Source organism: Bradyrhizobium sp. JR3.5 (assembly GCF_054057015.1).
The window spans coordinates 3088194-3114033 of the sequence record NZ_JBSRYV010000001.1 but is presented as its reverse complement, the minus strand read 5'-3'; the positions used below and the strand labels follow the sequence as shown (position 1 = coordinate 3114033).

Sequence of the window (25840 nt, the reverse complement as noted above, 5' to 3'; positions counted from 1 at the left end):
GAGAAAAGGCCTCCACCGAGATGACGCGCAGGGAACGCGTGCTTACCCAAATTGCGGCGCCGGCGACGATCTCGGCAGAGCGCTTGTCGCAATAACGTCTATTCCTGCTTGGAATAGAGCGCCTTTTTTCATCGAAATCGTGCCTCGCCAGGCTCCAAACTTGTCGACTTCGCGCCGTCGGCGTATGCTGTACCTCCTTGTTTGCACTGCAATTTCGGCCGCATCCGACAGACGAGCCGATGGGTGGACGCGCTGGCGGGCGAGTCGCCCAAGGGAGGGAACGCGCGCTAGAATACGGCGGGTCCGGCGCGGGCAGTTGCCTTGCGCAAAGAGAGCCGCGATAGCGAGCTAACACCGCGGAATGCTTGTATGAACGCTCGTCGCAACATCCAGCCCGGTGACGTGTTTTCCTTTGGTCCGTTCAGTCTGTCCGTGGCGGGCAGGCTGCTCAAGAGGGATGACGAGACGATACCGCTTGGCGGACGCGCCCTCGACGTCCTGATCGCCCTGATGGAACGGGCGGGCCAGGTCGTCAGCTACAGCGAACTGATCTCGCTCGCGTGGCCAAATGTGACAGTGGATGAGGCCAATCTCCGCGTTCAGATTGCAACCTTGCGGAAAGCGCTCGGCGGAGAGGAAGGGGCTCGCTACATATCGAACGTTGCCGGTCGCGGCTATTGTTTTGTCGCGCCCGTGTCGTGTTCGACGGAGCCACTGACCGTTGCGGGAGGATCTCCGGACGGCGAGCAGCCCAGAAGACTGCCGCCGCCATTGGCGCGGATGGTCGGTCGAGATGAAGCTGTTCGAGCCGTATCGGAGCAGCTCGTCACGGACCGTTTCGTGAGCATCGTCGGTCCAGGCGGCATAGGCAAGACCACCGTGGCCATTTCGGTGGCGCACGCATTGTTGAGTGGTTTCAGTGGTGCCGTTTCCTTTGTCGATCTGAGCGCGTTGACGAATGCCCAGCTCGTTCCAGCCGCAGTCGCCTCTGCGCTCGGCTTCATGATCCAGGCTCACGATCCCTACGGCAGCCTTGTGGCGTTCCTGGGCGACAGGAAGATCCTCCTCGTTCTCGACAACTGCGAGCACGTGATCGATGCGGCGGCGAAATTGGCTGAACGGGTCGTCGGCGAAGCACCGCAAGCGCATATCCTGGCGACCAGCCGCGAAGCGCTGCGGGTTGAGGGTGAACGCGTCCATTTGTTGTATTCACTCGATTGTCCGCCCGCGGAGAATGCCGACCTCACTGCCGCGGAAGTGCTGAGATTTTCGGCGGCTCAGCTTTTCATGGAACGGGCTGTAGCGAGTGGCTATCGCGCAGCGTTGAGCGACGTAGACGCACCGACCGTCGCAATGATCTGTCGTCGGCTCGATGGGATCGCCCTCGCCATCGAACTCGCCGGCGGTCGCGCAGGCTCTCTCGGGATTCGTGGAATCTGGGAATTGCTCGACAATCGCTTCAGTATGCTTTGGCATGGACGCCGAACCGCGCTCCCTCGACATCAGACGCTGAACGCGATGCTCGATTGGAGTTACAACCTCCTTCCCGATCACGAAAAGGCTGTCTTTCGGAGGCTCTCGGTCTTCGTGGGAGATTTCACGATTGAGGCAGCCTGCGCTGTTGCGTCGGGAACCGACCTGGATGAGGCGCGCGTTGCGGAGAACATCCAAGGCCTACTTGAGAAGTCGCTGCTATCGACCACTCAGGCGATCGGGTCCGTACTCCACCGGATGCTCGACACGACACGCGCATATGCCAGAGCAAAACTCGACGAACGAGGGGAAGTCGCTCACGTTGCCCGACTTCACGCTGAATTCTATTTCAAGTTTCTCCAAAGCGACGAGATCCTCCGCTCAAGGATCGGTAGGCACGATCTATCCGTATACGCACCACACATCAGCAACGTGCGTGCGGCGCTTGAGTGGGCGCTGTCCGATCGCCGCGATTCGGCCTTTGGAGTGGCTCTTGTTGCGCAGGCGGCGCCGCTTCTGCTCGGCCTATCTCTGTTGGAAGAGTGCAGGCGCTTCTGCGAAAGGGCCCTGGCCGTTATCGACGATATCGGCGATTGCGCGAGAACGGAGATGATTCTCCAGGAGTCGCTGGCTCTGGCGTCGATGTACACCCGCGGGAACCACGGCACGGTTCGCGCGGCGATCGATCGCGGGCTCGCGCTGGCCGAAGCGCTCGGGGACAGGTCCCGCCAGTTGCAGCTGCTCGCAAGCTTGAATCTCCTCCTCGTCCGGAAAGGCGACCTTCAGGGCGCCAGGGCGGCTGTTGAGCGTGGAAGGAGCGTAGCACAGGCAATATCAGATCCTGCGGGCCTCATTTGGGCCGAGTGGATGATAGGTGTCTCGCACCACGTGAGTGGAGATCAAGCCGCGGCGCAGTCTCATCTCGAAAGAGGAATGTCGCTTGCAGCCGAACTCGGCTCGCATCACGCCAACTACTTCGGAACTGTCAATCGAATAGGAGCTATCGTGGCTCTTGCTCGAGTCCTGTGGCTGCGCGGGTTTCCCGACCGGGCAACAGGAGCCGCGCTGAAGGCAATTGAGGAAATGAGCCGCGGCCGAAATCATCCGGTCTCTGTTTGCACCTCACTTCTCTATGGCGGTTCGGTGATTTTCTGGACGGGTGATTTCACTAGAGCGTGGAAATTGGTCGAGCAGTTGATCGGGTTTGCCGGACGACACTCGTTGGGACCCTATCGTGCCGCGGGGATTGGGCTGAAGGGCGAACTGCAGGTCGCGAGCGACGAGGTGCGGGCGGGAATACAGTCATTGAGGGAAGCTTTGGAAATCATGCAGGTTGAGCAGTACAATGTGGTTCGCGGCACCCTTATGGGGGCGCTCGCAGGTGGCCTTCTAAGGGTGGGGGACCTGGAACACGCGCTCTTCACGGTGAATAGTGCAATTTCTCGATCGATCGAAACGCGCGCCGAATTTGACTTGCCCGAATTGTTGCGTATCAAAGGGCAAATCTTCGCAGCGCGAAAGGACCACCTTGCGGCGACGACATGTGTGAAGGAGTCGATTGCTAAAGCTCGGACTCAACGTGCGCTCAGTCTCGAGCTCAGATCCGTCATGACACTCGCACGTCTTTTTCAGGACGGAGGCGAGAGTGCGGAGGCGCGTCAATGCGTGGCTGGTGTGTACGACCGATTTACGGAAGGATTCGATACTGCGGATCTAAAATTGGCGCATGCGATCATAACGGCATAGCCCAAAATCGATGCAGCTTGCGTAGGTTAAGCAGAGATCTACAGGTGTAAGAGTCCGATTTACAAGTTTTTACATCATACAATGAGCAAAGGTTCGGCAACTGGGGCATGTTGTTGGGTATGATGTCAATCCCGACGGTCGCTGATTCATATGCCAAGCCCCCGTTCTTCGACGAATGGACCGACTACGCTTCCACCCCTAATTTCGGAGTTTGTGGGCGCTGCGAATAGCTTCGACCTGGATCGGTTGATGGCCACATTTGCCCATGACGCGCTCGTCAACGATCAACTGCGCGACTACTGGGGTGAGACTGCCGTTAGGAACTGGGCGGAGCGGGACATCATCGGCGAGAAATTGTCGATCGCGGTTACAAAAGTTGTGAGTCATTACGGCAATTTCATTGTCACTGCCAATGTTGATGGAAACTTCGACAAGCGCGGCTTGCCGGACCCTCTTGCCCTGGCCCTTTACTTCACGCCCCACAACGAACTCATCGTCCAATTGATCATTCTGCGCAATCGTCACGATATCTGACGTTCACCAGCCGTCGGGTCCCCAATTTCCAGCAATGTTTGCTCGCCCGTCACGATTTACAAAATCTTAGAACCTTTAACTCGCCTCCGACAAGAAGTTGCGCGACGTTAGCGTCAGCGGTTTTCCATTTTCGCCACGCGATCCGAAGAGGGAGCGGACGAAGCTGGACACTCCGCGCAAGGAGAGGAACGGAACGCAATCGGGAGGACGTCTCGGGAGCCCTGCGCGGCCCATCGCCGCTGCTCAAGGGAATTGATGGCTCATTTGCAGAAGGAGACCCATTCCCCATCGGAATAAATAATATCGCCAGATCGCGTCTGCCGCAGCGCCGGGGAATGGGTGAGGATCCGGTCCCACATTGTGACCTCGAGAAGGGAGAGAAAAATGATCAACGGCTTCACGCTTCACGACACAAACACCGCGCGGCGGCTTCCACTGAAATCCTCAACGGCGTTCAGAAGTCTTGGGGTTTCGTGCCCAACCTGCACCGCGTCCTCGCACAAAGTCCGGCAGCACTTGAGGCCTACAGCTCCCTTTGGGGGATCGCCGAAAAGACGAGTTTCACCCCGCAGGAGCGCAACATCGTCTATCTCGCTATCATCTACGAGAACGAGTGCACTTATTGCATGGCCGGTCACACCAATCTGTCGCGCATGGCCAAGGTAGAGCCGGAGGCGATCTCCGCCGTCCGCGAGGGCCGCCCCATCGCCGACGCGAAGCTCGAGGCCTTGCGCCAGTTCGCGGCCAAGGTCACCCGGCAGCGCGGCGTCGTGAGCCAGGCCGACGTCGCCGCCTTCAAGGCCGCGGGCTACGACAATCAGTCGGTGCTGGATGTGCTCGTCCTCGCCGCGACCAAGCTCATCTCCAACTACACCAATCATCTCGCCGAGACCCCGAACGATTCGTTCATGAAGGGCGCCGAGTGGAATGCGCCCGGCAAACTGAAGCCGGCCGCCTGACGGCACCGAAGGCTGTCCTCGCTATTGCGCGGGGGCGGCCTTTGCACCTGGCGCACAAGGAGACCGGAGATGATCCAGCTCTACTACTGGCCCACGCCGAACGGCCACAAGATCACGATGTTCCTGGAAGAAGCCGGGCTGGAGTACGCGATCCATCCGGTCGACATCAGCGCCGGCGATCAGTTCAAGCCCGACTTTCTCGCGATCTCGCCGAACAACCGCATGCCGGCGATCATCGACACCGCGCCCGCTGACCGTGGGGAGGTAATCAGCGTGTTCGAGTCGGGTGCCGTTCTGCTGTACCTAGCTGAGAAGACCGGCCGCTTCCTGCCCAAGGACGTACGTGGCCGCAAGACCGCGACGGAATGGTTGTTTTGGCAGGTCGGTGGCCTTGGGCCGATGGCCGGTCAGAACCACCATTTCGGAGTCTACGCGCCGACCAAGATCCCCTACGCGATCGACCGCTACGTCAAGGAGACGAACCGTCTTTACGGCGTGCTCGATCGGCACCTCGAAAACCGCGCGTTTATCGTCGGCGACACCTACAGCATCGCCGACATGGCATCCTATCCATGGGTCGTGCTCTGGAAGCGCCAGCAGCAGAATCTGGACGACTTCCCGAACCTGCGGCGCTGGTTCCATGCGGTGCGCCAGCGCCCCGGCACGCAGCGGGCCTACGCGAAAGGCGAACCATACTCGAGCCGCCCTGCGGTTACGGAAGAGGGAAAGAAGATCCTCTTCGGGCAAACAGCGAGCAGGGTGTCGGTGGCCTGACGGAGAGATAGAATCTCGTTTCACGCGATGGAAGGAGAACAGCCATGAAGTCCTCGTCGGAAAACATGCAGGCGTCCGAAAGCAGGTCCATCGATCAAAGGAAGATCGCTTACCAGAAACCGCAGCCCATTGGCATGGTGCCGGATGTATTCGTCGGCTCTGCGCTGGAGCTTGACGGGGACGAGCGGGAATGGGTGCCGCAATCGCCGACCGTCGCCTTCAGGCCGCTCGTGCTCAATGTGAGAAGGCTACTACATCAACATCCTTCGAGTCCGATCCTCTGGCGTGTTGTCGCGCCACCGGCATTCCGGACCGGTGCATGCCTTCACGTTGCGAGGAAGCTGGCGGTACCTCGAGCACGACTGGGTCGCGTCCCCTGGGGACTATGCGTTCGAGCCGCCCGGCGAGACGCACACGCTTGTTGTTCCGGATGACGTCAAGGAGATGGCCACGCTCTTCCACGTGACGGGCGGGTACACGTACGTCGATCCTTACGGCGAGGCGCTCGGATACGAAGATGTCTTCACCAAGCTCGAACACGCCATGCAGCACTACGAAGCCGCCGGGCTCGGCAAGGACTATGTGAAGAGGATCGTGCGATGACGAGAAGAGAGACTGTCGATATGGGGGGCGTGCCGATCAGTTATCTGACAGCCGGAAAAGGCGGCCCCTTGGTTCTCCTGCTTCACGGCACCTATTGGAGCCGCGTCTGGCAGCCTGTGCTCGAGGGCATCGCTTCCGCCGGTCTCCGCCCAGTGGCGGTCGATTTCCCCGGCTTCGGCCGCTCCGGAGGCGAACTCGGCCCTGAGCGAGGCTTCGGTACCACGTCTTTCGGCTTGGCTCGTACGTTTCCTCCAGATGCTCGGGCACAAGGGCCCGGTCATGGTTGCCGGCCACGATATCGGGGGAGGCGTCGCGCAGCATCTGATGCTTGCAAGGGAGGTGGAGGTGCCGCGCGTGGCCGTCGTGAATGGGATCATGTACGATTCATGGCCGGTACCTGGCGTTGCCCGCTTCCGGGATCCGGCGGTCGCTACGGCAACGACGCCCGACGACATTTTGGCTGCGCGTCGCGTATCCGTCGTGAAGGCGCTCGGACGACCGGCCAGCGAGGCCGAGATCGCGGAGTATCTCGATCCCTGGACAGACCCGAGGGTTGCCCGCTCCTGGCTGGCGCTCGCGGGCGCCGCGGACCACCGCTACACCATGGAGATGCTGCCGGCTCTTCTGCAGTCAAAGACGCCCAAGCTTCTGGTGTGGGGCGAGGACGACCCGTTTCAGACGATCGACTATGCCGAACGCTACGCACGGGAGATCCCGGAAACGCGGCTCGTCCGGATCAAGTCTGCCGGTCACATTCCGATGGAGAACGATCCCAAGGCGGTGGCTGGAGCTCTGGCAGAGTTCTTCGCCGCCGAACGCTGAGGGAGGGCTGCAATGAAGATTGCTATCCTGGACGACTACCAGAATGTGGCGCTGCGGCTCGCTGACTGGTCTGCCGTCCGTCGGCACGCCGAGATTGTCGTATTCAATGACCACCTGGTCGAGCCCTCGGCGGTCATCGAACGGTTGCGACCGTTCGATGTGGTGTGCATCATGCGTGAGCGCACGCCGCTTCCAAGGGAGATCCTGCAGCAGCTCCCGAACCTCAAGCTGATAGCTTCGACGGGACCGCGAAACGCGTCCATCGACAGCCAGGGCGCAACCGATCTCGGCATCGCGCTCACCGCGACGGGCTACGATTCTACCCCGACCATCGAGTTCACCTGGTCGCTGATTCTGGCGAGCATGCGGGGCATCGACCGGGAGGCAGCGTCGCTCAGGGCGGGTGGGTGGCAGATCGGGCTCGGCTCGAACCTGCGGGGCAAAACGCTCGCGGTCGTCGGATTGGGCAACATCGGGAAAGAGGTCGCGCGTATCGGCCTTGCCTTTGGCATGAAGGTCATCGCTTGGAGCCAGAACCTGACCGAGGAGACGGCCAGTGCCGCCGGCGTCACCCGCGTCGACAAGCCGACACTATTTCGCGAGGCGGACGTCGTCACGGTGCATGTCGTCCTGAGCAGGCGCACCACAGACCTAATCGGGCGCTCCGAGTTCGCCCTGATGAAACAGACGGCGAGGCTCGTCAACACATCGCGCGGTCCGATCGTGGACGAAGCGGCTCTGATCGAAGCGCTGCAGGTGCGCCGGATCGCCGGCGCCGCCGTCGATGTGTTCGACATGGAGCCGTTGCCTATCGATCACCCCTTCCGGAAACTGGAAAACGTCCTGGCGACGCCTCACATCGGCTACGTGACCGAAGATCTATATCGGACCTTCTACGGCGATGCCGCAGCCAACATCACGAAGTGGCTCGAGGCCAACGCCGCGCCTGCGTAACCCGTCCTCACGCGCGACAAACGCTTACTAGACAACGAGGATTGAAATCATGAGCGCGACCAATCAGAGCAAAGACATTCCGAAGAAGGTCTTGATCACAGGTGCTAGCGGCCTGCTGGGCGTCGCGGCCATCGAGAGGTTTCTTGACGCGGGTTGGGAGGTCGTCGGCGTCTCGCGCCGCAAGCCAGCGCTGCCGAGCGGCCGCAACGTCGACTTTCTGTCGGTCGATTTGCGTGACCAGGACAAGACCCGAGCCGCATTCGAACCGCTGACCGACGTCACACACATCGCCTATACGGCTCTCCACGAAAAGCCCGAGCTGGTCGCCGGCTGGTCGAGCAAGGATCAGATCGAGACCAACAATGCCATGCTGCGCAACGTGGTCGAGCCGATCGTCCGCGGCGCCAGGAATTTCCAGCACATCAGCATTCTGCAGGGGACGAAGGTCTACGGCGTCCACCTGCATCCCATTCCCATCCCAGCTCGCGAACGTGATGCCCGCAAGGACCACCCGAACTTCTTCTTCGACCAGGAAGCCTATGTCGGCGAGATGGGTGCCAAGCACGGTTTCAACTACACGGCTCTGCGTCCGCAGCTCGTCACCGGTCCCACCCCAGGCGCGTTGAATGTTCTCCCTGCCATCGGAGTCTACGCGGCGATCCGCCGCGAGAAGGGGGAGCCGCTCGGCTTCCCGGGCGGCCCGTCGTTCGTCTGGGAAGCGGCCGATGCAGATCTCGTCGGGGACGTGGCGGTTTGGGCTGCGCAGTCGCCTCAGGCAGCGAACGAGGCTTTCAACATCACCAACGGCGACGTGTTCGAGTGGCGCAATGTGTGGCCGGGCATCGCCGAAACTCTCGGTGTCGAGGCCGGACCGGACACGCCAATGAGTGTGACGGCGTACCTCGCGGAAAACGCCGACGTTTGGGACAAGATCGTCGCGAGGTATGGTCTTCGCTCGCGGAACCTGCGGGATCTGGTCGGTCAAGGGGACCAGCATGCCGACTTCGCTTTCGCCTATGGCGCCCCGGCGGGACCGAGGGCCTTCGTGAGCACCGTTAAGCTGCGCCAGGCCGGCTTCGCAAAGGTGGTCGATACGGAGGTGTCGTTCCGCAAGGCCCTGCAGTCTCTGATCGGCAATAAGCTCTTGCCGCCGGCCTCGAAGCAGGTGGCTGCCCGGCTCTCAGTCGCATCCTGATCGGAAGGAAGAGAATGATGCCAAGACTGCAAGGCAAAGTGGCGCTCATAACAGGCGGTAGCAGTGGTCTCGGACTCGCGACGGCCCAGCGGTTTGCGAGGGAGGGGGCATTTGTCTACATCACAGGTCGCCGCCAGGACGAGCTCAAAATGGCGGTTACCCTGATTGGAGAGCGTGCGGCGGCCGTTCGAGGGGACGTCCAGAACCTCCAGGATCTCGATCGGCTCTACGAGAGGATCCGGAGCGAGAAGGGAAGGATCGACATTCTGGTCGCAAACGCGGGCTTCATCGATCCGCAACCGCTCGTTGAGGCGACGGAAGAAAATTTCGACAAGACCTTCGGCATCAATGTACGCGGGCTTCTCTTCACGGTTCAGAAGGCGCTGCCTCTCTTCCGTGACGGAGGCGCCATCGTCCTGATTTCGTCCATCGCCGCGTTCAAGGGCATTCCGCGCTACACCGCCTACAGCGCAACCAAGGCCAGCGTTCGCTCCTTTGTGCGCACGTGGACGGCCGAACTGAAGGACCGCGGCATCCGTATCAACGCGATCAGTCCCGGCGCGATTGACACGCCCATCATCGACGCTCAGGCGGCAACGAAAGAAGGCGCCGACGCGATCAGGGAGAGCTTCAAGGCTGCCACCCCGCTCAACCGCCTAGGTCGCCCGGAGGAGATTGCTGCGGCAGCGCTGTTCCTGGCTTCTGACGAAAGCAGCTACGTGGCCGGGAGCTGATCTCGTCGTCGATGGCGGACTGAGCGCGCTTTGAGTTTGGGGAGGCTATGTTCGCAATCCCGCGTTGCTACAGTCACTTCATCTTTGGCGTCATCCAATCGGGATTGCGAGCCTTTCCGCGTCCGCAACCGGCCATTTCCTGTGGAATTGGCTCGGCTCATGGCTGGTTTCTTGGGCCGTGATGTTGCCTGTTGTCCTGCTCGCCGCGCCGATAGTACGATCATTATCAATGGCTCTTACACGAGAAGAGTCGACGGACTAAGGGCGCCAGCGCTGCAAACGCGTGATCGCGTTCAGTTTCGCCCCCTGGACTGAAAGACTTCTAACTGCAGTCCTTCAGTAGTCGACAATTACGCCGAAACATGTGCAGGCGAAGTCATGCGGGGCAAACTTTGCGGGAGGGCAGCTCTTCGCAGTTCGACTGACTATTGACGGTATCGGGCGGAAATTGGCGAGAGGCCAAGAGGAGGCCGTTCCGACTTAGTATACGTCTACTGCGTCGATTGATTCCGATACTTGCCGAAGTTACCATGCCTCCGAGCCGCGCAAATTTTACTGTGAATTCAAGATCGAAAAGTTGGGACGGATGTACCGCCGGGATTTGTCCGTCAGCTTTGAGAGATTGTGCTTGCGACTCAACGCGGTACAGAAGTCATAGATAATTGAGTGGGAGTAGGGCGGCCGGCCGCGATCGCGCAGTTTTGCGTAGTCTGGTGGAGTTGATCTCGCTTCCTTTCGCACTGGGGACGCTAACCGAAGTAGTGAGCTCGGCTTATCCCGGTGGAGGTCGGTAATCCACCTCGCTTTGCTAACAGCGTATTCCAGCGGGCTTGATCGTACAGAAGGGCGGGGCGTCCAAAGATCCAGCTTCGAGTTCCGGCAAGCTTTGGTGACAAAGCCGACATTGGCAGGAACGCGAACGTCTGCGCGGCAACCGTCGACAGGGGATCGGCGACCTCCAAGTTGACGGATAGCCGATCTCAACTAGCGGGCCCAGCCCGGACCAATCGGGCATCGGCCATCATGTCTCGTAGACGCGCGCACTGACGGGAAGGGCGAAGGAGCCCGAGAGCACGTCATGTCCGCCGATGTTCTTGCAGAGCGTTTTGGTCTGGCAACTAGCTGGGGTAGCATTCGAGCTTCATTTCAGTGGGAGGCGGTGGTGCGGTCGCAGCGCGAAACTCCAGCGCGTACGACGGGCGGAGCGGCGTCCCCGTGGCCGTGGACCATGCTGGCGTGGGCCGCGCTGGTGGTGGCGATCGCCGCGTCGTCCAGGCCCGCGGTCCCGGTCATCTGGGGCGACACGCCATCCTTCGTGGAATCTGCATTTCGTACGCTCGAGGCCGGACAGCCGACGGTGGCGGGTGGGCGCGATCCGGGCTACCCGGCGTTGCTGGGCGTGACGTTCGCGTTCGGAGGCGACCTCGGGACGGTGGTGCGCCTGCAGCAGGCGGCGTGGACTATCCTGATCCTGGCGCTTGCAGCAACCGCGCAGGCGACGACGCGCAACGCCGGTGGGCTTGTGCCGATCATCCTCGTGGCGACGTATCCGGGCCTGCTGCTGTTCAGGAATGTCATCACCTCGGAGCTTTTCTTTACGGTCTTCCTCAATCTCGCAATGGCCGGATTGCTCGTTACCACCTGCGTCAACAAAACGGCGCGGTGTTACGCGGTCGCTGCCGCTATCCTATGTGCGGCGCTCTCGGCCTGCTTGAGGTCGCAAGGAGCCCTGGTCCCGATCGTCGCCGTCCTGGTGGGCGCTAGCCTCGCCCGCCCAGACACGCCTGTGCGCCTTGCCGTGATTGCCGTGTCCGTCGCGGCAGCGCTGGGGCTCCTCGCCACCGGTTCCCGGTTCGGGGCTTCCAACTCCGATCAAGCCTCCATCGTGTTCGTCCCCAAGACATTGTTCTGTAATCACCTGAACATCGTGCTCGCAAGCGATGCAGCGCGACGCGAGATCGCGTCGGCGGCCGGAGACCGCGCCGAGGCCACGATGGCGCGGCTTGTCGCCGACTTCGCGGCGGAGCCGGGTCGGTGGCCGGCACTCGGGTTCTTCGGCGACGCGTGCCTCTTCGACACTACACTGGATCGAGACGTCGCCCGCGATACCGGAAATGCCGACGGCGCGGCGAGAGCGTATCGGCGCATCTTCCTGGCCGCCGTGCGCGACCGACCGCTGGCCTACGCGGGCAAGGTCGCCCGTCAGATGGCCTATGGGGCCACGGTCGCATGGCCGGCTTACGGACTCGACCCTGCCATCCCGGTGTCGACCGACGATGTGCCGCACGTGTCCGACATCATGACGCGGCACGGCCGGGCGGCTCAGCCGATCGATCTGCAAGGCGGACCAGTTCGGATCGGCCTGCTGTCTGATTTCCCAGTCATCTCCGCCTATCTGTTCAGGGCCTTGTCCATCGCGTTCGTCATCGCCGTAATATATTGGACGGTGACCGCCGTGTGGCGTTGGCGCCCCGAGTTCTCAGCGCGCGGAGGTATCGTCATCGTGATGTGGGCGGCCTCGATCGGGACCGCCGCCGGCGCCCACACCCTCGACGTCTGGCGATACCTAATTCCCGCAGTGCCGATGGTCGGCCTCATGCTGGCCCTTTTTACTGTCGAACTGGTCGAAATTATTGCATGCCTGCGGAGGGGCTAAGCGCATCGTTCGCGAGCTCCGGTGCGCAGAAAGGCGAGCGCATCGCTCTAGCGCCGCAACGTTGGCTGTCTCCTGAACCTGTGAGCTGTCTTTGGAAGAAATTCGTCCCTACGGAGCAAGCTCAAGACGAATGAACGACATCTCCTATTCCGGAGGCCGCAGGGCCAAATAAGCAAGCCGCCGTAACTCGCGACGGCCACGCACGACAGTGTCGAGAATCATTCCACTGAAGAAGCTAAGGAAGGCGAGTATCATGAGTCCTGTCGAAAGAACCGCGGTTGGCAAACGCGGCACTAAGCCGATCTGAACATACGTGACGGCAAGAGGTGCCGCGATCACGATCGAAACGAACCCAAGCAACGTGCCAATGATACCGAAAAAAAGCATCGGTCTTTCAATTCGAAATAGCGTCAGGATGGTCAACAGGATGCGACAGCCGTCGCGGAACGGGGAGAGCTTGGACTTCGAACCTTCCGGCCGTACTTTGTAAGCAGTCCCGATCTCGGCCACTGGCATGTGCAACCCAAGAGCATGGATGCTGATCTCCGTCTCTACCTCAAAACCTTCCGAGAGGGCGGGGAAGCTTTTTACGAACCGGCGCGAGAATACGCGATAGCCCGAGAGGACATCGCTGAATGAGCGACCGAAGATTTGCGACAACATTCTAGTGAGGATCGCATTGCCGAGGCGATGACCTGGCCTAAAGGCGGCGTCAGCGACCGCACTTCGCACACCGACCACCATGTCCAGCTGGCATTCGATCAACGCCTTTATCATCGTCGGTGCAGCCGCTGCGTCATAGGTCGCGTCGCCGTCGGCCATCACATAGACATCGGCATCAATGTCCGCAAAACTCCGGCGAACCACGTTGCCCTTACCTGGCGTTAGTTCGGTTCGAACTATCGCGCCAGCAGCACGAGCCACATTCACGGTATTATCAGTCGAATTGTTATCGAAGACATAAATGGCAGCGTGGGGCAAAGCCGCACGAAATGCTGTTACCGTGACCCCGACGGCCGCCTCTTCATTGCGACAAGGGAGGATTACCGCCACACTTTGTTGCTTCATAGCCGGACCATAGAGCCTGCACTACGCGCTCAAACCGACAGTAAGCCGAAGCTTCCGCGGGCCAGTGCAGGCATCACCATATACGGCTCGGGTTGAACGCTGCTTCGTCGCGTGCTTGCCATTCAGCTCAATTGTTTCAGCCAGACCTTGCCGCCCGCAAGTCTGGTCCAGTCCTGAGTGCACCCTGCTACGGCGGGATTGCTCGGATCGACGAGCAGCGCCACGGGGCCTCGGGAAGCAGCCGCCCGTTACACCCTACCACGTATCGCCGAATTGAGCGCAGCGTTTTGCATCGCGGCAGGATTGGCCGCCGCCGCCTGCCTTGGGTCAAAATGCGACTTCGCGGTTGAGGCAGCTTCTCGCAAAGACAGGCGGAGCGAATTGTACGCGCAGTTCTAATGCGCCATCAGGACGGGTAAATCCGCGTGTTCCATGATATAAATGGTCGCGCCACCGAATATCATTTGCCGCAGCCTGTTGCGGGTAAAGGCTCCTTTTATCAACAGATCGCAGCCTTGTGCTCTGGCGGCATCAAGAACCGCCTCACCGGTGTCGCGGTCTTCCAGTTCAATGCTCACCAGGTTGGTCGCAATGTCGTTGTACCGCAATTGTCGGACAATCTGATCGGCAGACGGGCCTGGTACCGCTTGTCCGGCAATCACGGTCAGCACCGTTACCCGTTCTGCCAGACGAAGCAGCGGCATAGCAAAAGCGTTGACCCGAGCCTGCTCGGTACTACCGTTCCAGTGGATCACAATGTTTGTCGCGATGCTTCTCGGCGCATCTGGTGGTGCCAGTAGAACGGGTCTACCGCTCTCAAACAGTGCGGATTCAATGGCGCGCCGGTGAGGGCCGGCAGCATCAACGTCGGACCGTGGCATTACAATGACGTCGAAAGCTCGCCCATAACTTCCAACAAAGTCTTCACCCTCAGGCGCGGTTTCCAGCCAGCCGAAGCATGGTCGGCTCGCGCGCGCAGTGGCTGGAGGAATATCGTGCTTTAGCATGAACGCTTCGAACAAACGGTGCATTTCGGCTAACTCTTCCTGGCTCTTCGCATAGTAGGAATCCAAAGGGATGCCAGTAGCCAATTCTGCGACTAAGTATTGAGGGATACCGAACCGGAGCGGAAAGCCTTCGATGTAGGCGCCGGTACGTTGCGCGAGACGTGCGGCGGCCTCGAGGGTGGATGTCATGATCGCAATGTTTTGGATCGGGACCAGGATCGTCTTCATTCTCAACCCCCATGTTTCAGGTGAACATTGACTTACAATTTCTAGTTGGCCTTGAAGGCTAACGGCTTGCGACTGAGGTTGATAGAATCCTCCGGTCGCGGTGCAGATCGTTATTAAAATGCCGAGCGATTAGCCCTCCATGTTAGCACTGCCCGGCGGGCTGTTCGACATCGGGCAAAACACGATCACGTCGCCAGCGAGCAAGCCGGCGAACGCCAGTCCGCGCTTTCGTGGGCTACGATCCACGTAATCCTGCAAGGTGCTGCAATTCTGGGCGTTCTTAACGCGCGTGGAAGGGTGAGGGCGGCGCGCTCCTGCAGACGCTCGCGCAAGGCCGGACCCATCAGCGCTCCCGGCGTCCAAATGCCGCCCTCGCCCTGCACGTTGCGCCCGAGGCAGAGAGCGCTCTCGGCGATCATCTTGCTGGTCGAGCCGTAGCCCGGATCGCGATCGCCCGTGACGACCGCTTCGACCCGTCGGCCATCCGGCAGTTCGCCCAGGAAGAGGATGTCGTAGAAGCCCTTCTCGCGCTCGCCCCGGGTCGGGCCTGCGCCGGGGGTGAGACCGCCGGTCCCGAGCAAGGAAACCATCGTGGCGAACGTCTCCGTCGTCGCGCTAGCGATATCCCCCAGTCCCGGCGCGACCATCATCTCGTCGTAAACGAAATCCGTCCCGTATGGATGCCCCAACAGGAAATTCGAGCGGTGCACGTTCTTGGTGTTGACCGGCGCCATGGGGAACGGCACGAGCAACACGTTCATGCTCGGATCCTATTCGGGGATGAGGCCCGACGGCTGAGACGGCCCGGTGAACCCCGGCGTCAACGCGAAGGGGTCGGTCAGCAGGCGGATCAGGGCCGGGTCGCGCGCGGCGGCCGCAAGCGTCGCCTGGGCGCTCGCTGCGGTGCCGCCAGACATGCCGCCTTTCGCCTTGCGAAGGCGGGCTTTAACCCGCTGTGCGGGGCGCGCAGCAAGTGCCATTCGAGGGGCAGCCGCTTTCATTGAACCGTCCCACCGCGTTGACGGAGGATACCACAGTTCCTGTCCTGGGGTGCGCAACGTCCGGTTGGAGTCAATACGCCGTTTTGACCGTGGGCGAGCCACTTCCGGTTTAGCTCCAGGGTGTGTGAAAACGCGGTGACGCTCGATCGCGATAGAACAAGTTATTCGTTCAATGCCGCTTCAGCCGCCCGAGCCGCAAGCCCATTCAATTTTGAAAATCGAACCCGAGAATATCATTCTCGTCGCGCTTCGAGTTTTTGAGTTTTCACACAGCCTGGCTCGATAGCGGACAGTTTCCGGGCGGGTTCCAGACGGGGCCTGGCGCTGACATGCCGCGCCGCCCCGTCGGCCGTGTCGAGCCCGGAAGACCTTATTCCCCTGCGGAGCGCGGGGCGAAGGTCCCCGTGCGTGCGGCACCGTCCGCTGGGCATCACCAGTGATTGAGACGGGGGCTCCCGCTCCCGGTTTTCGTCCCCTAGCGTGCGCGGAAGTGCATGGGCAATCGCGCGGGGTTGATCCTCGGGGGCGGTCCAATCGCGTACCGCCCGATTTTCGTGTGCTACTTAGTTGGTTAGCTAATGGTAGCAGGAAAAGCAGATCATGACTGACGATCAGGTCAATCTTACCGTTCAGCACCTTTGCGAGCAATTGCACCTGGCGCTCCGATTGAAGGGCAGCGAGGCACACCCACCAAACGCCAAGGATATTGGGTTCGATCCTGCCTCTATAAGGACTGTATTGCTGAGCGGCTTGCGTTCGGCGGGGGTCACGATCCACCACGAGGCCGCCGGGACTAGCGAAGAGCCGCCATGGTCCTAGACACAAAACGCGGGATAGACGCCCCGCGCCGATGTCTCAGTTGGGGCATTTTCGACCGACTTAGCCGGTTATCTCACCGGTTGATGTCCGTGCTGCCCCGGAAGCAGAATTGAAGGAGAAAGGGGCGGCGAATGCGACCCCGGCAGCAGCCGCAGGGCCCTCGTGATGCCGCCAGTCAAATCGCACCTGTGCAGCAAATGCTGCCGCACAGGGCGGTCTCAAATGCGAAACCTGTTGACAGGGATCGGCTTCATTCGTCCTTCCATTTGATCGAGCAGCCAATGGACGACTTTTGGTCAGCCGGCGCCAGACCGGTGGTCGCAATCGCGCGCATGGCCTCGACAAGCTCCCGGGGCGCCCCCGCGCGAGGCGGAGTTGTGCGCCCTTCGTCGAGCCGGCCGCGATACTTGAGCTTGCGGTCGGCATTGTAGCCGAAGAAGTCCGGCGTACAGACCGCCCCATACGCCCGAGCGACTGTCTGGGTCTCGTCGTGGAGATATGGAAACAGGAAATCATAAGCCTTCGCGAAACGCTTCATATTCTCAAATGAGTCTTCGGGATAGCTCGCCGCATCGTTCGAGCAAATCGCCGCAAAGCCTACGCTCTCCGACATCAGCACGCGGGCGTCCGAAACCATGCGGTCGATCACCGCCTTAACATAGGGACAATGGTTGCAGATGAAGACGACGACCGTGCCTTTTTTGCCCGCAACGTCGTCCAGTGCGTAAGTCTTGCCGTCGGTGGCCGGAAGCCGGAACTCCACCGCCGGCGTATCAAGAACGAGTTGGGTAGCTGGTGTCGCCATATCGCACCTCCTCGTGCCCCAATATACGCTGATGACGGCCTGCTGGGGCACAGTTTCCAAAACCTTTTCGCCAGTCGCGTCGTTTTGACCGTACGTCGACCCTTCCCGGTCGACCCTTAACAGCCGCCATTTGGACAAGCGCGGGAATTCGTCGGTGTGGGCCACGAACGGACGTTAGCACCTCCAATGCCCCGGCGCGTGGGGCGGCGACCATAATACGGTGCTGTCTAAAGTTTGTTCGTCCGGCGCCTCTGAATGATTGCCTCGACACTCACCGCCGGCCGCGCTCCTGCGATTTTTTTTCGCCGATCAGACAGGGCACCCGGGGCTCTTTCTCCGCGGCTGGCACGATCCCGGTCTCGTGCGTGAGGCCCGCAACTTCGCGAACAAGCTTGGTCCGGATCGCTTCCTGGAATTTTTCGCGATCCTTGATCGTCATGACGAAGGCGCCTGGCCCTCCGATCACGCAGTCCTCGTAATAGAGATCGAGATTCTCGATATCGGTCGTCGAGAGGGATGGCTCCTTCACCATGATCGGGAGGCCGTTGATAATGATGCCTTTCTCCAGGGCAGCGTCGCGGGCGCCGGTTACGGGGGCTCCGTCGTTGTTCGGCCCATCGCCGGAAATATCGATGACGCGCCGCAACCCGCGATAGGGGTTCTCTTCGAACAGCTGCACCGCAAAATCAATCGCGCCGGAAATCGAGGTACTCGAACCGCGACGAACCGGCGCTTTCATGATCTCGGCGGCCACGGCATCCGCCGATTCCGGGCCGTCGATCACGCGCCAGGGAATGATGATCTTCTCGTCGCCCGACATCGACCACTCGAAATAGGTCACGGCCACCTTGCTGCCCGGAACGGCCCTCAGCGCCTGAAGGAAGTCTTTCGACACGATGGCCTGTGCATAGCCCTCGCGCTGAATGGCAAGTTCGTCCATATCCATCGAATAGGAGACGTCGACGGCGATAACGAGCTCGACATTGACGGGCTGCACACCGTGGTTGGTGTCGGCGAATCGAGAGTTCGGGGTCGGCGCGGCAATGCCAGCAACGTGAGCTCCGACCATCGCCCCCGCAACAAGCACCGCCTCGACCGAGACACACCAGCGCATGGCGGCCCTCCCGTCCTTTCACGAGCATGGTGACACCCGAAACGCGCTCCGAAAAGCGGAAAACATGCAATTGCCCGGAGCCCGCTTCGCTGGAGATTCTGCGCCCTTCGGATCACAATCCCTCACGCCAGTGCACGATGAACCCCTCGCCGGAGGCACTCGGTCACGCATTTGCCTGCGGCATCGCTATCACTAATGCGCGCGCCGGGTGCCGTTATTAACCGGTCTCGGGGCTGCACTCGTTCGCGCGTCTGCCTGCGGCCCCGCTATCACTGACACGCGAGCGGGTACGTTTTCTCTGGCCTCCGCGTTGCTCCAGCGTTCGACCGTTCAGCCATCCCGGGACTGATAACAATTCTCTTATGCAGCCACACCAGGCCGGCCGCTTCAAGGCCAAGCCCTACGGGCGCTTCGCGGCCTTGACCCGTCCGTTCTGGCGCGGCATGGGGCTTGGCATGGATCTCGGGCATCCGAGGACCAGCACCAAGCGATCGTTGAGGGGCTCGCTGCCTGCGAATTGCTTCGGTCTTTTTTGTAGTGCATCGGGAGAAACTGCTCTCCGTCGCTCAATGAAGCCATGCAGCCCAGGAGCTTCGTGACGCGTTCTGGCTCCGATTGGTTTCCAGGCCCTGTGGAATTTTGACCGCGTTCCCGGACCACTGTGGAGTGTCAGCCCCGAGGGGGTCCTCAAGCGGACGATCGTCGAAGATGGCCGAGTTGCTTGCATGGAACGCTCCCGGTGGGCTTCGGCATTCCCGACTGCCGCTGAGATGCTTCCATTGGCTTGAGCCAGTTCAAGCGGCCGTGATCAGTGTGAGGCTTGCAATTGCGGGTGCGGAGCTTTGCGGCGAAGTGCTCCTGCGGCATGCCAGCTCTGGCTCAACTTTTGTCGTTTGCTGCAAGCTTCTGAAATTGACGTTTCATCTCGTTGACCTTCGCAATGTATGCCGCGACGAGGTGGTCGCCGCATTGTTCGCCCGCGGCAGGCCGGAAACCGCGACGCACGAAGGCCCGTCCGGGGCCGGCGCCGCAGAGATGGATCAGCGCGGCGAGATCCTGCTTCTGCCGGGAACTGACAGTGTTCTTCGGTGCGGCGGCGAGCACCTTGGCGACGTTGCGGTCCAGGTATATCGCTGCGAGCTCCGTAGCGTGGCTTGGTAGCGTGCGAACATAGAGGTCATTGAACCTGCAGTCCGCGGTGACGACCATGTGCTGGCGAATGCAATAACTGTTGGCCTCCGCGAACGCCGGGTCTGTCATTTGATACAGGCCGACAGCGCTCGAGGCGGGCTTGTATATCGCGAGCGGATTCCAGGTCAGTCGCCAGCGCCAATACGTGCGTGCCACCGGATTGCCGGAGCTCTCGGTCTGGGCCAGCGCAGCCAGGAGCTCGGGCGCGATGGTGTCGGTGGAGGAGGAACGGAAGTGTGCTTCGTACCGCCGCCACGTGTCTGCCGGCTCCTTGTCCAGCGCCGTGCCGACGAAAAAGAGCAGCTCGGTCGGCTTGCGGATGATCTGATAGGAGACATTGGCCAGCGGAAGAAGCGCGACAAGCGCCGCACTGACGACCGCAACACGCATCGAGGCCGGCATCGCTTCGACCTTCCGCCACATCTTGCGTGCGGCGCACTGGCTGCAGGTCAGCCAAATGGCTGGGGTCCTGCCTTGCCGAGCGCGCCTCTTGCGAGCGACTGGGCTGGTGGCGGGCAATGAGGACACGGAATTATCAGCCTGTCAGCAGCTTCACGCAAAAGGAGAACGGTTGAACGCAGCGAGAAGCTGTCTCGGATTTGCGTGGGTGGGCTCCTTGCCGCGGGCATGTTTGAATCGCGAACCCACACTGAAATAGAAAGATTGCCAATGTCCTGACGGCTAGTCGGGCCAGTGCGGCGATACAGGTCGCGAATGTTGGTCACCGGCGACCCGCCGTGCGCAGCGGAGGCGGCATACCCCACCGCATCAGGACCGTCACCGGCGCTGCGGAGGACCGGGGCCGGGCAGTCGGGAAAAACTCCCGGCAAAGGCGCAAAGTTGCCAACGTGGCGGTTTGCGACTCGGGATAGATTCAGGATGGCGGCTTGGTTGTTGAGTAGAAGTTACACATGAAGTTAAGAAAATTTTGCCAAGGCTAGTCTTGGAACCCCCATTTTGCGCTCGATCAGCGTCGTGCGCCACCCGACTTTCTTGCGGAGCGGTTTGTTGTTTGTGCCGGTATCTGACCGAGCTTGCGGAACGAGGTTGGGGAGGTCGCGTTTTCAATTTGCTTCGCCAGAGGGAGAGCGCGAATCCTGCTGCATTCTTCTCGCGACGCACGCAGCCTGCCATAAAGAGCGGCCATAACGGCCTCAAGGCTGTCGAGTCGCATTCGACTAAAGAGACGGTCCGACACGCGTAGCTTCTTTCTGTCCTTCGTCAACGGAAGCGCAGCGGTTGGGAGAAGGAAATAGTCGCGAATGCGGCTATTGCCACTGTCCATCCGAATCAAGAGCGTAAGTTCAGCCTTTTGGTACTTGAGCTTCCGTACCTCCCATCGGTGAGATCTGGTATCACCGTCCGAAACGGCGCGTGCCACCGCTACCGATACGGTCAATCCTCCGGAAATCGTAACAAGGTACAGTTCGTGCAAAAAGGAGGCGTTCACGCCAAGCCCCCTGAGATTGATGATGATATCATCGACCACCGAGCAGATCGTGCGATCAATTTCGACGGCGATCTCCATAAAGCGGTACCGATTGCCGGGCCTGTAGCCAACTAGTTCATAGGCTCTCATGAGCGACCCAAATCTGTTTGTGTATACAGCGGGGTGACGCACGCCCTTTGCCGCCTGGATGATGTGCACTGACAATCGACCCTTTCGTCGCAGGAGAGCCGCCAACTATCGAGCAACTGCTGGTCAGTTTCCTTCTTGTTGTTTGCGACTTCAGCGAGCCGCTTTCGTGCCCGAGCGAAAAGACGCGGATCGACGATACCTTCGAAAGCGTTGTCGTGGCGGATCATTTCAGGCGGGTTGTCGACACGTCGCCCGGCAAGCTTCATTGAGCTGCGATTGAAAACGATATGACCCAAATAAATCTCATTCGCGGGGAGGTTGCTGACAGTCAGCGCGTCGTTTTCCGCCGGGACTTAATAGGCCTTCAGCGTTGAGTTCCTCCGCAATTTGCGTCCTATTTTTCCTGTGTATCGCGAACGACGAGAAGATGCGGCGGACGGTCTTGACTTCCGAGCTGGGCCCTCGGACGAGAACGACCCGTTCAGATTTCAAGTTCTTCTGCTGGCCGCGCTCCAGCACTCCCTTTACGCTTGCGGTTTGCGTCGACGAGCATCCGACGCAGTCCGTAGGGTGCCGCTCCGCCCCGCCAGTATCCTCGGTCGACGATATTCGATTGGCCCATAAATGTATTTCGCGACAGGTCCCGGCTGAAGCCAGCAGCTCCCGCGCGCTTCAAGTTCTTGAGTATCACTGATGACAGGCTGCCATCGTTCTCAAATTCTTCAGAGCAATAGTGAACCGATATTCCCGCCCGTCTGCAGATGAACTCGTAGAAGGCGCTTTCGTCAGTGTCTTGAAACCGCCCCCAACGGCTAATGTCGAAGACGAGGACGCAATCAAAATCCGATCGTCCACTGTCGACGTCATCAATGAGTTCCTGCAAACCTTTACGGCGGGCAATGGTAAGACCGCTGCGCCTTGGATCAGAATAGGTGCGGACGATTTCCATACCTCGGCGTGCTGCGTAGACAGCGATGGCGGCTACCTGAATATCGATCGAGTATTTTTGAGGGTCGGACGACATCGGACGACATCCGCACGTATTGTGCTGCACGAAGCGTCGGGGGCGATTGCTGATGCGCTTGGACGGCGGTGGTATCTGCAGGCCTTCGCCCGCGTGGCACCGTTGCACGTTCTCTGACCTTCGGAGAAGATGATCGTGGCCTCGGCACCGTCGAAGACCTGTGATATCGATGCAACCGTGCAACCGCCGCAAGTCGGTAATGCCGACAATGCCCATATGGTTCCTTGGAAAAGCCGGGACGAGCAGGCTTATCCCTGCGGTCTCATTCCCAAACGTTGGCCGCAGATGCTGCCATACATGCCCACAACTCCACCAAGTCCATATCCGGCGTTCGAGTCTTCGGTATTGAGTTGTTGGACAACCCCAGTAGGCGAGGTGATGACGCTAACCTTGCAATAGCGCGTGCTCGCCGTGCCCCATCCTCGGTCGGTTTCAATGTCAGTTACAGCGGAGAGCTGCCAGACGTAAGACGATTGTCCGCTGTTCATCTTAAACGTACTGGTCGGTGGTCCGAACTGTACGACCAAGGTGTCTATGTTCTTCCCTATGTATTGGTCACCAAGTCTTGTCACGACCTCTTGCTTGGATGCCGCGCAGCCAGCCAGCACTGCGCAGGCGGCAGCGATACTCAAAAGTCTCATTCTCTATATTTCTCCCCAGCAATGGCGACACTAAGCGCAACCAGAGGGCGAGATCAACGCTGATGTGACTAAAGTCTTAGGGAAGCGCGGTGGACCCCGGCCTGGTGAGCTAGCGATCGCCCGGCCACCAAGTTTCACAAGGGCAGGTGACGGATGATCGCATCGCTGATCCAACCGCAGTTTCCCGGCTGACGCGCTGGGGCGTTCAGATTCTCGCCGAAAAGCGGTTGAACGCAGTCAGGATCTGGGTCCGGATACTGGCGTCCCGTTGATAGATGATTTCCTGCAGATACTCGATTTCGGTGGCCTGATTGCCATCATCGACGTCGATGTACCAGGACCGTGGCCGGCCATCGGTGCCATCGCTCCAGCGATAGCCGCGCCGCTTGAGCTCGTCCTTGAGCTCGAAGGGCGACTGCTCGGCCCACACCCTGATCGTCCTGCGGCGGGCGCGCTCGAGCAACACCGACAGCACCGTGCGATTGAGCTCGGGCAGGGTCATCGCCAGGATCTCGAGCAGTGCCTGGCAATCGTCGACCGCCCGGTGCGCCTCATGAAACAGGCCGGCCTTCATCAACAGATAGGACAGGCGTGATCCCTCGAAGCCGTGTCGGCGCCATTCGACCTCGCTGACCGAGCAGGCCCACGCCTTGTGCACGAACAGGGGCGCGTAACGTTCCATGAACTTGCGATCAAAACCGGCATTGTGGGCGATGACGACGACCGCATCGGACGCGAACGCGTTGATGCGCTCCTCATCGAGGCTGTGGCCCGCGACCATGTCGTCGGTGATGCCGGTCAGCGCAGTGATCTCGGCGGGAATTGCGACCGAGGGCTGGTTGAAACAGCTGAAGGTTTCGATGACCCGGCCGATCCGTCCGTCGGCCAGATAGCTGAACTTGACCATCCCGAGCTCGATGATCTCGTCTTTGGCCGTATCGAGGCCTGTGGTCTCGACGTCGAGCAGGATCGCGGTCTTCTCCGGCTGCCCGGCGGGCGGCGCGAATTCGGCCCGTGGAACCAGCCGGCGCAGCACCCGGTAGTCGGGCGACCGCTCCAGCATGTCAGCGATCTCGGCGAGGGTCGATTGAGCGGTCATATCGAGGTGCGGATGGGATAGAGGCGTTGTGATATGTGGCCGGCAAGCTTATCCGATCGGATCGGGCCCGGCATCGCAGCGCCTGTGGATAGGTCTCCGGTGTGCGGGCACCCGGCAGAGGGTGGGCCTTGCGGGGAACTGGCCTTGTGATGGAGAGCAGTCTTGCGCGCCGCCGAATGCGGGCGGGCTCTTGCGAACCGCGCCGCTTCGCGTCACGGCCTGGCGACTGCGATCCCTCGCGACGACCGGTTACACTCCGATCACAAAATTCGGAAAAGGCGAAATAAGACTCGACGAGACACCCAACTCACTCGTATCATCATGTCTCGATGCAGGTGAGGTAGCCGCAATGGCAGATCAGCAGGTCAGGTCCTCGGACCTCGTTGAAATCGCTCGCAGAAGCGGTGAGTTTCGCAAGCACTACGGTGTCATGCTCGGAGCATTTCTGTACCTCAGTTCGATCAGCGCGGCGCGGCCGCGCTCGATCTGGTGGAGCGGGGTACTGACGGCTCTGATCGGAGCGGCAGCCGTGTGGATCAAGAGCCGGGGCAGTGGTGGCTAGCAAGTGACCTTTAGGTATTTTTCTCCGACAAGTGCAGGAAGCCAGACGCGAAGGCGCGGGTACGTGCCGTGCTTCGTCTCGCGCAGAACTCGGACCCTTGCTCTGCCACCGAGACTCACCGTAGCCCGGATTGATTGATCTTGACTGGGGACTTACCGATGAAGCGGTCGAACGGGATGCCGGACAACGGCTATGCATTGATTGTTGATGGTCAGGTAAAGACGGAGTTTATGACGAGAGAGGGAGCCGAAGCTGGCGCCAGGGACTTGAAACGACGGTTTCCGATGTTGCAGATCCGGTTGTATGACGCCGAGGCAAAAAGAGTCGAGGAGTTCGCGTGACCAGCCAATCCGTCGGAAGGCGAGCCGATCTGACATCGGCGATTTTGAGGTATTTGGAGCGGAACTCGCAGCGCACCGCCGCTTGCGTTTTCGACCTCGATGGGTTCTAAGCCGGTGCTTCATGACCGCTGGCAAGAATCAGAAGCGCTTTGGGCGGTTTCTCCGCGTTCCAGGCAGAGTTACATTGTAACTCGCGCGCACCGAATTCGAAGGAATCCCGAAATGGCGAAGATGACCAAAGGATCAACTGATCGACGCGATAGCGGAAGGCACGCAACTTGCGAAGGTCGACGTGAGGTCGATCATCGTTGGGTACAAGGAGCTGAACGAGTCCGGTGAGTTCGTCATACCCCGTTTTGTGAAGATGTCAGTCGTGCACAAACCTGCGACTGAAGCGCGCAGCGGCGTAAATCCTTTCAAAGAACCGATGGAATTTGCAGCAAAGCTTTGCCAGCAAGTCGGTCAAGGCTTCGCCTCTCAAGGTCGCCAAGGACGCGGTTTAAAGGAATCGTGCCGACGATGGCAAGGAACAGGATTGTCCGGGTCATCGTCGGTCTGAAAATAGATGCATGCGATCCGGAAGCGTCCGGCATCTCGCATCGCCAGTTTCGCAGCGCTCGTGGTTTAGCTGACGCGATGATGCACAAGAAGTGATCGAAGAAATCAGTAGCTAAGACGGCTGAAAAGCGGTGCACGGTCCTGGCCTGACACCGCGCATGCGCAGACCGACGCGTTGGCGCAGCTCGTCGCCAATGCCGGCAGGCGATGGTGCACGAGGCGCTGAGCTGTGGCATCTTTCACGAGCTGCCAGCAACCGCGGCCGGAGACGTTCGTGGGGCAAGTGAAACGCACAACCAGCGTGAAGTGTGACGCGATCGTCAATACCGCAGCAATATAGGACAACGAGCTGG

24 protein-coding genes and 2 pseudogenes are annotated in these 25840 nt (G+C 60.3%); 14 read left to right on the top strand and 12 right to left on the bottom strand.

The window, feature by feature from the left end:
* The first annotated feature begins 369 nt into the window (after positions 1-369).
* The 11 genes and pseudogenes from ACVWW1_RS15695 to ACVWW1_RS15645 all read left to right on the top strand — a co-directional run bounded on the left by ACVWW1_RS15695 (position 370) and on the right by ACVWW1_RS15645 (position 12450).
* Positions 370-3219 carry an ATP-binding protein gene (locus ACVWW1_RS15695; protein WP_456656439.1) on the top strand — a complete coding sequence of 950 codons (2850 nt, stop codon included), beginning with the start codon at positions 370-372 and terminating at the stop codon, positions 3217-3219.
* A gap of 249 nt (positions 3220-3468) precedes the next feature.
* The gene (locus ACVWW1_RS15690; RefSeq protein WP_456656438.1) at positions 3469-3753 is read left to right on the top strand and encodes a hypothetical protein; all 285 of its coding nucleotides are present in this window, start codon (positions 3469-3471) and stop codon (positions 3751-3753) included.
* 473 nt (positions 3754-4226) lie between these two features.
* Entirely contained in the window at positions 4227-4712 is a 486-nt protein-coding gene (locus ACVWW1_RS15685; RefSeq protein ID WP_456656437.1) for a carboxymuconolactone decarboxylase family protein, read from the top strand.
* Between the two features lie 69 nt (positions 4713-4781).
* A complete protein-coding gene (locus tag ACVWW1_RS15680; protein ID WP_456656436.1) occupies positions 4782-5486 on the top strand; it encodes a glutathione binding-like protein in 705 nt (234 codons plus the stop codon).
* Positions 5487-5620: 134 nt separating this feature from the next.
* A pseudogene (locus ACVWW1_RS15675) lies at positions 5621-6089 on the top strand (2,4'-dihydroxyacetophenone dioxygenase family protein).
* Between the two features lie 93 nt (positions 6090-6182).
* Positions 6183-6911, top strand: a complete 729-nt coding sequence (locus ACVWW1_RS15670; protein ID WP_456656686.1) for an alpha/beta fold hydrolase — start codon at positions 6183-6185, stop codon at positions 6909-6911.
* A gap of 12 nt (positions 6912-6923) precedes the next feature.
* The gene (locus tag ACVWW1_RS15665; RefSeq protein ID WP_456656435.1) at positions 6924-7865 is read left to right on the top strand and encodes a D-2-hydroxyacid dehydrogenase family protein; all 942 of its coding nucleotides are present in this window, start codon (positions 6924-6926) and stop codon (positions 7863-7865) included.
* A gap of 49 nt (positions 7866-7914) precedes the next feature.
* Positions 7915-9060 carry an SDR family oxidoreductase gene (locus ACVWW1_RS15660; RefSeq protein ID WP_456656434.1) on the top strand — a complete coding sequence of 382 codons (1146 nt, stop codon included), beginning with the start codon at positions 7915-7917 and terminating at the stop codon, positions 9058-9060.
* Between the two features lie 17 nt (positions 9061-9077).
* Positions 9078-9828: pseudogene (locus ACVWW1_RS15655) on the top strand (SDR family NAD(P)-dependent oxidoreductase).
* 30 nt (positions 9829-9858) lie between these two features.
* Positions 9859-10056, top strand: coding sequence for a DUF2798 domain-containing protein (locus ACVWW1_RS15650; protein ID WP_456656433.1), 198 nt, complete (start codon positions 9859-9861; stop codon positions 10054-10056).
* A 966-nt stretch (positions 10057-11022) separates the two neighbouring features.
* Complete coding sequence (locus tag ACVWW1_RS15645; RefSeq protein ID WP_456656432.1) at positions 11023-12450, top strand: hypothetical protein; 1428 nt, start codon at positions 11023-11025, stop codon at positions 12448-12450.
* Positions 12451-12594: 144 nt separating this feature from the next.
* On the opposite strand, the gene ACVWW1_RS15640 is transcribed toward ACVWW1_RS15645, so the two are convergent.
* From ACVWW1_RS15640 to ACVWW1_RS15625, 4 genes are all read right to left on the bottom strand, one after another.
* Positions 12595-13518, bottom strand: coding sequence for a glycosyltransferase (locus ACVWW1_RS15640; RefSeq protein ID WP_456656431.1), 924 nt, complete (start codon positions 13516-13518; stop codon positions 12595-12597).
* Positions 13519-13913: 395 nt separating this feature from the next.
* Positions 13914-14753 (bottom strand): universal stress protein, encoded by an 840-nt coding sequence (locus ACVWW1_RS15635; protein WP_456656430.1) that lies wholly within the window; start codon positions 14751-14753, stop codon positions 13914-13916.
* Between the two features lie 185 nt (positions 14754-14938).
* Complete coding sequence (locus ACVWW1_RS15630) at positions 14939-15514, bottom strand: hypothetical protein (protein ID WP_456656429.1); 576 nt, start codon at positions 15512-15514, stop codon at positions 14939-14941.
* A gap of 9 nt (positions 15515-15523) precedes the next feature.
* Positions 15524-15670 (bottom strand): hypothetical protein, encoded by a 147-nt coding sequence (locus ACVWW1_RS15625; protein ID WP_456656428.1) that lies wholly within the window; start codon positions 15668-15670, stop codon positions 15524-15526.
* Positions 15671-16354: 684 nt separating this feature from the next.
* On the opposite strand from ACVWW1_RS15625, the gene ACVWW1_RS15620 reads away from it, so the two are divergent.
* A complete protein-coding gene (locus tag ACVWW1_RS15620) occupies positions 16355-16573 on the top strand; it encodes a hypothetical protein (protein ID WP_143046844.1) in 219 nt (72 codons plus the stop codon).
* Between the two features lie 250 nt (positions 16574-16823).
* On the opposite strand, the gene ACVWW1_RS15615 is transcribed toward ACVWW1_RS15620, so the two are convergent.
* The 8 genes from ACVWW1_RS15615 to ACVWW1_RS15580 form a co-directional block, all read right to left on the bottom strand.
* Positions 16824-17378: a thioredoxin family protein gene (locus ACVWW1_RS15615; RefSeq protein ID WP_456656427.1), complete on the bottom strand. Its 555-nt coding sequence runs from the start codon at positions 17376-17378 to the stop codon at positions 16824-16826.
* Positions 17379-17649: 271 nt separating this feature from the next.
* On the bottom strand, positions 17650-18492 hold the full coding sequence (locus tag ACVWW1_RS15610) for a DUF1194 domain-containing protein (protein ID WP_456656426.1): 843 nt from the start codon (positions 18490-18492) through the stop codon (positions 17650-17652).
* 879 nt (positions 18493-19371) lie between these two features.
* Entirely contained in the window at positions 19372-20106 is a 735-nt protein-coding gene (locus tag ACVWW1_RS15605) for a transglycosylase SLT domain-containing protein (protein WP_456656425.1), read from the bottom strand.
* A 544-nt stretch (positions 20107-20650) separates the two neighbouring features.
* Positions 20651-21262 carry a hypothetical protein gene (locus ACVWW1_RS15600; RefSeq protein WP_456656424.1) on the bottom strand — a complete coding sequence of 204 codons (612 nt, stop codon included), beginning with the start codon at positions 21260-21262 and terminating at the stop codon, positions 20651-20653.
* Positions 21259-21594, bottom strand: a complete 336-nt coding sequence (locus tag ACVWW1_RS15595) for a recombinase family protein (RefSeq protein WP_456656685.1) — start codon at positions 21592-21594, stop codon at positions 21259-21261. The genes ACVWW1_RS15600 and ACVWW1_RS15595 overlap by 4 nt, the downstream gene beginning before the upstream one ends.
* The gene (locus ACVWW1_RS15590; protein ID WP_456656423.1) at positions 21566-21781 is read right to left on the bottom strand and encodes a recombinase family protein; all 216 of its coding nucleotides are present in this window, start codon (positions 21779-21781) and stop codon (positions 21566-21568) included. The genes ACVWW1_RS15595 and ACVWW1_RS15590 overlap by 29 nt, the downstream gene beginning before the upstream one ends.
* A complete protein-coding gene (locus tag ACVWW1_RS15585) occupies positions 21744-22286 on the bottom strand; it encodes a recombinase family protein (protein ID WP_456656422.1) in 543 nt (180 codons plus the stop codon). Before ACVWW1_RS15585 ends, ACVWW1_RS15590 begins: the two co-directional genes overlap by 38 nt.
* Positions 22287-23132: 846 nt before the next feature.
* Positions 23133-24026, bottom strand: a complete 894-nt coding sequence (locus ACVWW1_RS15580; RefSeq protein ID WP_456656421.1) for a 3'-5' exonuclease — start codon at positions 24024-24026, stop codon at positions 23133-23135.
* A 349-nt stretch (positions 24027-24375) separates the two neighbouring features.
* On the opposite strand from ACVWW1_RS15580, the gene ACVWW1_RS15575 reads away from it, so the two are divergent.
* Together ACVWW1_RS15575 and ACVWW1_RS15570 are read left to right on the top strand one after the other, a co-directional pair.
* A complete protein-coding gene (locus tag ACVWW1_RS15575) occupies positions 24376-24588 on the top strand; it encodes a hypothetical protein (RefSeq protein WP_456656420.1) in 213 nt (70 codons plus the stop codon).
* A 158-nt stretch (positions 24589-24746) separates the two neighbouring features.
* Positions 24747-24929, top strand: a complete 183-nt coding sequence (locus ACVWW1_RS15570) for a hypothetical protein (RefSeq protein ID WP_456656419.1) — start codon at positions 24747-24749, stop codon at positions 24927-24929.
* Positions 24930-25840 lie beyond the last annotated feature (911 nt).

Bases quoted from the DNA above. Each gene is read 5' to 3' on its own strand.
- ACVWW1_RS15665 (WP_456656435.1), top strand. From the start codon at position 6,924: ATGAAGATTGCTATCCTGGACGACTACCAGAATGTGGCGCTGCGGCTC.
- ACVWW1_RS15580 (WP_456656421.1), bottom strand. From the start codon at position 24,026: ATGACCGCTCAATCGACCCTCGCCGAGATCGCTGACATGCTGGAGCGG.
- ACVWW1_RS15600 (WP_456656424.1), bottom strand. From the start codon at position 21,262: ATGAGAGCCTATGAACTAGTTGGCTACAGGCCCGGCAATCGGTACCGC.
- ACVWW1_RS15625 (WP_456656428.1), bottom strand. From the start codon at position 15,670: ATGTCTGGCGGCACCGCAGCGAGCGCCCAGGCGACGCTTGCGGCCGCC.
- ACVWW1_RS15605 (WP_456656425.1), bottom strand. From the start codon at position 20,106: ATGTGGCGGAAGGTCGAAGCGATGCCGGCCTCGATGCGTGTTGCGGTC.
- ACVWW1_RS15570 (WP_456656419.1), top strand. From the start codon at position 24,747: ATGAAGCGGTCGAACGGGATGCCGGACAACGGCTATGCATTGATTGTT.
- ACVWW1_RS15695 (WP_456656439.1), top strand. From the start codon at position 370: ATGAACGCTCGTCGCAACATCCAGCCCGGTGACGTGTTTTCCTTTGGT.
- ACVWW1_RS15575 (WP_456656420.1), top strand. From the start codon at position 24,376: ATGGCAGATCAGCAGGTCAGGTCCTCGGACCTCGTTGAAATCGCTCGC.
- ACVWW1_RS15610 (WP_456656426.1), bottom strand. From the start codon at position 18,492: ATGCGCTGGTGTGTCTCGGTCGAGGCGGTGCTTGTTGCGGGGGCGATG.
- ACVWW1_RS15620 (WP_143046844.1), top strand. From the start codon at position 16,355: ATGACTGACGATCAGGTCAATCTTACCGTTCAGCACCTTTGCGAGCAA.
- ACVWW1_RS15660 (WP_456656434.1), top strand. From the start codon at position 7,915: ATGAGCGCGACCAATCAGAGCAAAGACATTCCGAAGAAGGTCTTGATC.
- ACVWW1_RS15690 (WP_456656438.1), top strand. From the start codon at position 3,469: ATGGCCACATTTGCCCATGACGCGCTCGTCAACGATCAACTGCGCGAC.
- ACVWW1_RS15615 (WP_456656427.1), bottom strand. From the start codon at position 17,378: ATGGCGACACCAGCTACCCAACTCGTTCTTGATACGCCGGCGGTGGAG.
- ACVWW1_RS15640 (WP_456656431.1), bottom strand. From the start codon at position 13,518: ATGAAGCAACAAAGTGTGGCGGTAATCCTCCCTTGTCGCAATGAAGAG.
- ACVWW1_RS15680 (WP_456656436.1), top strand. From the start codon at position 4,782: ATGATCCAGCTCTACTACTGGCCCACGCCGAACGGCCACAAGATCACG.
- ACVWW1_RS15635 (WP_456656430.1), bottom strand. From the start codon at position 14,753: ATGAAGACGATCCTGGTCCCGATCCAAAACATTGCGATCATGACATCC.
- ACVWW1_RS15585 (WP_456656422.1), bottom strand. From the start codon at position 22,286: ATGTCGTCCGACCCTCAAAAATACTCGATCGATATTCAGGTAGCCGCC.
- ACVWW1_RS15630 (WP_456656429.1), bottom strand. From the start codon at position 15,514: ATGAACGTGTTGCTCGTGCCGTTCCCCATGGCGCCGGTCAACACCAAG.
- ACVWW1_RS15645 (WP_456656432.1), top strand. From the start codon at position 11,023: ATGCTGGCGTGGGCCGCGCTGGTGGTGGCGATCGCCGCGTCGTCCAGG.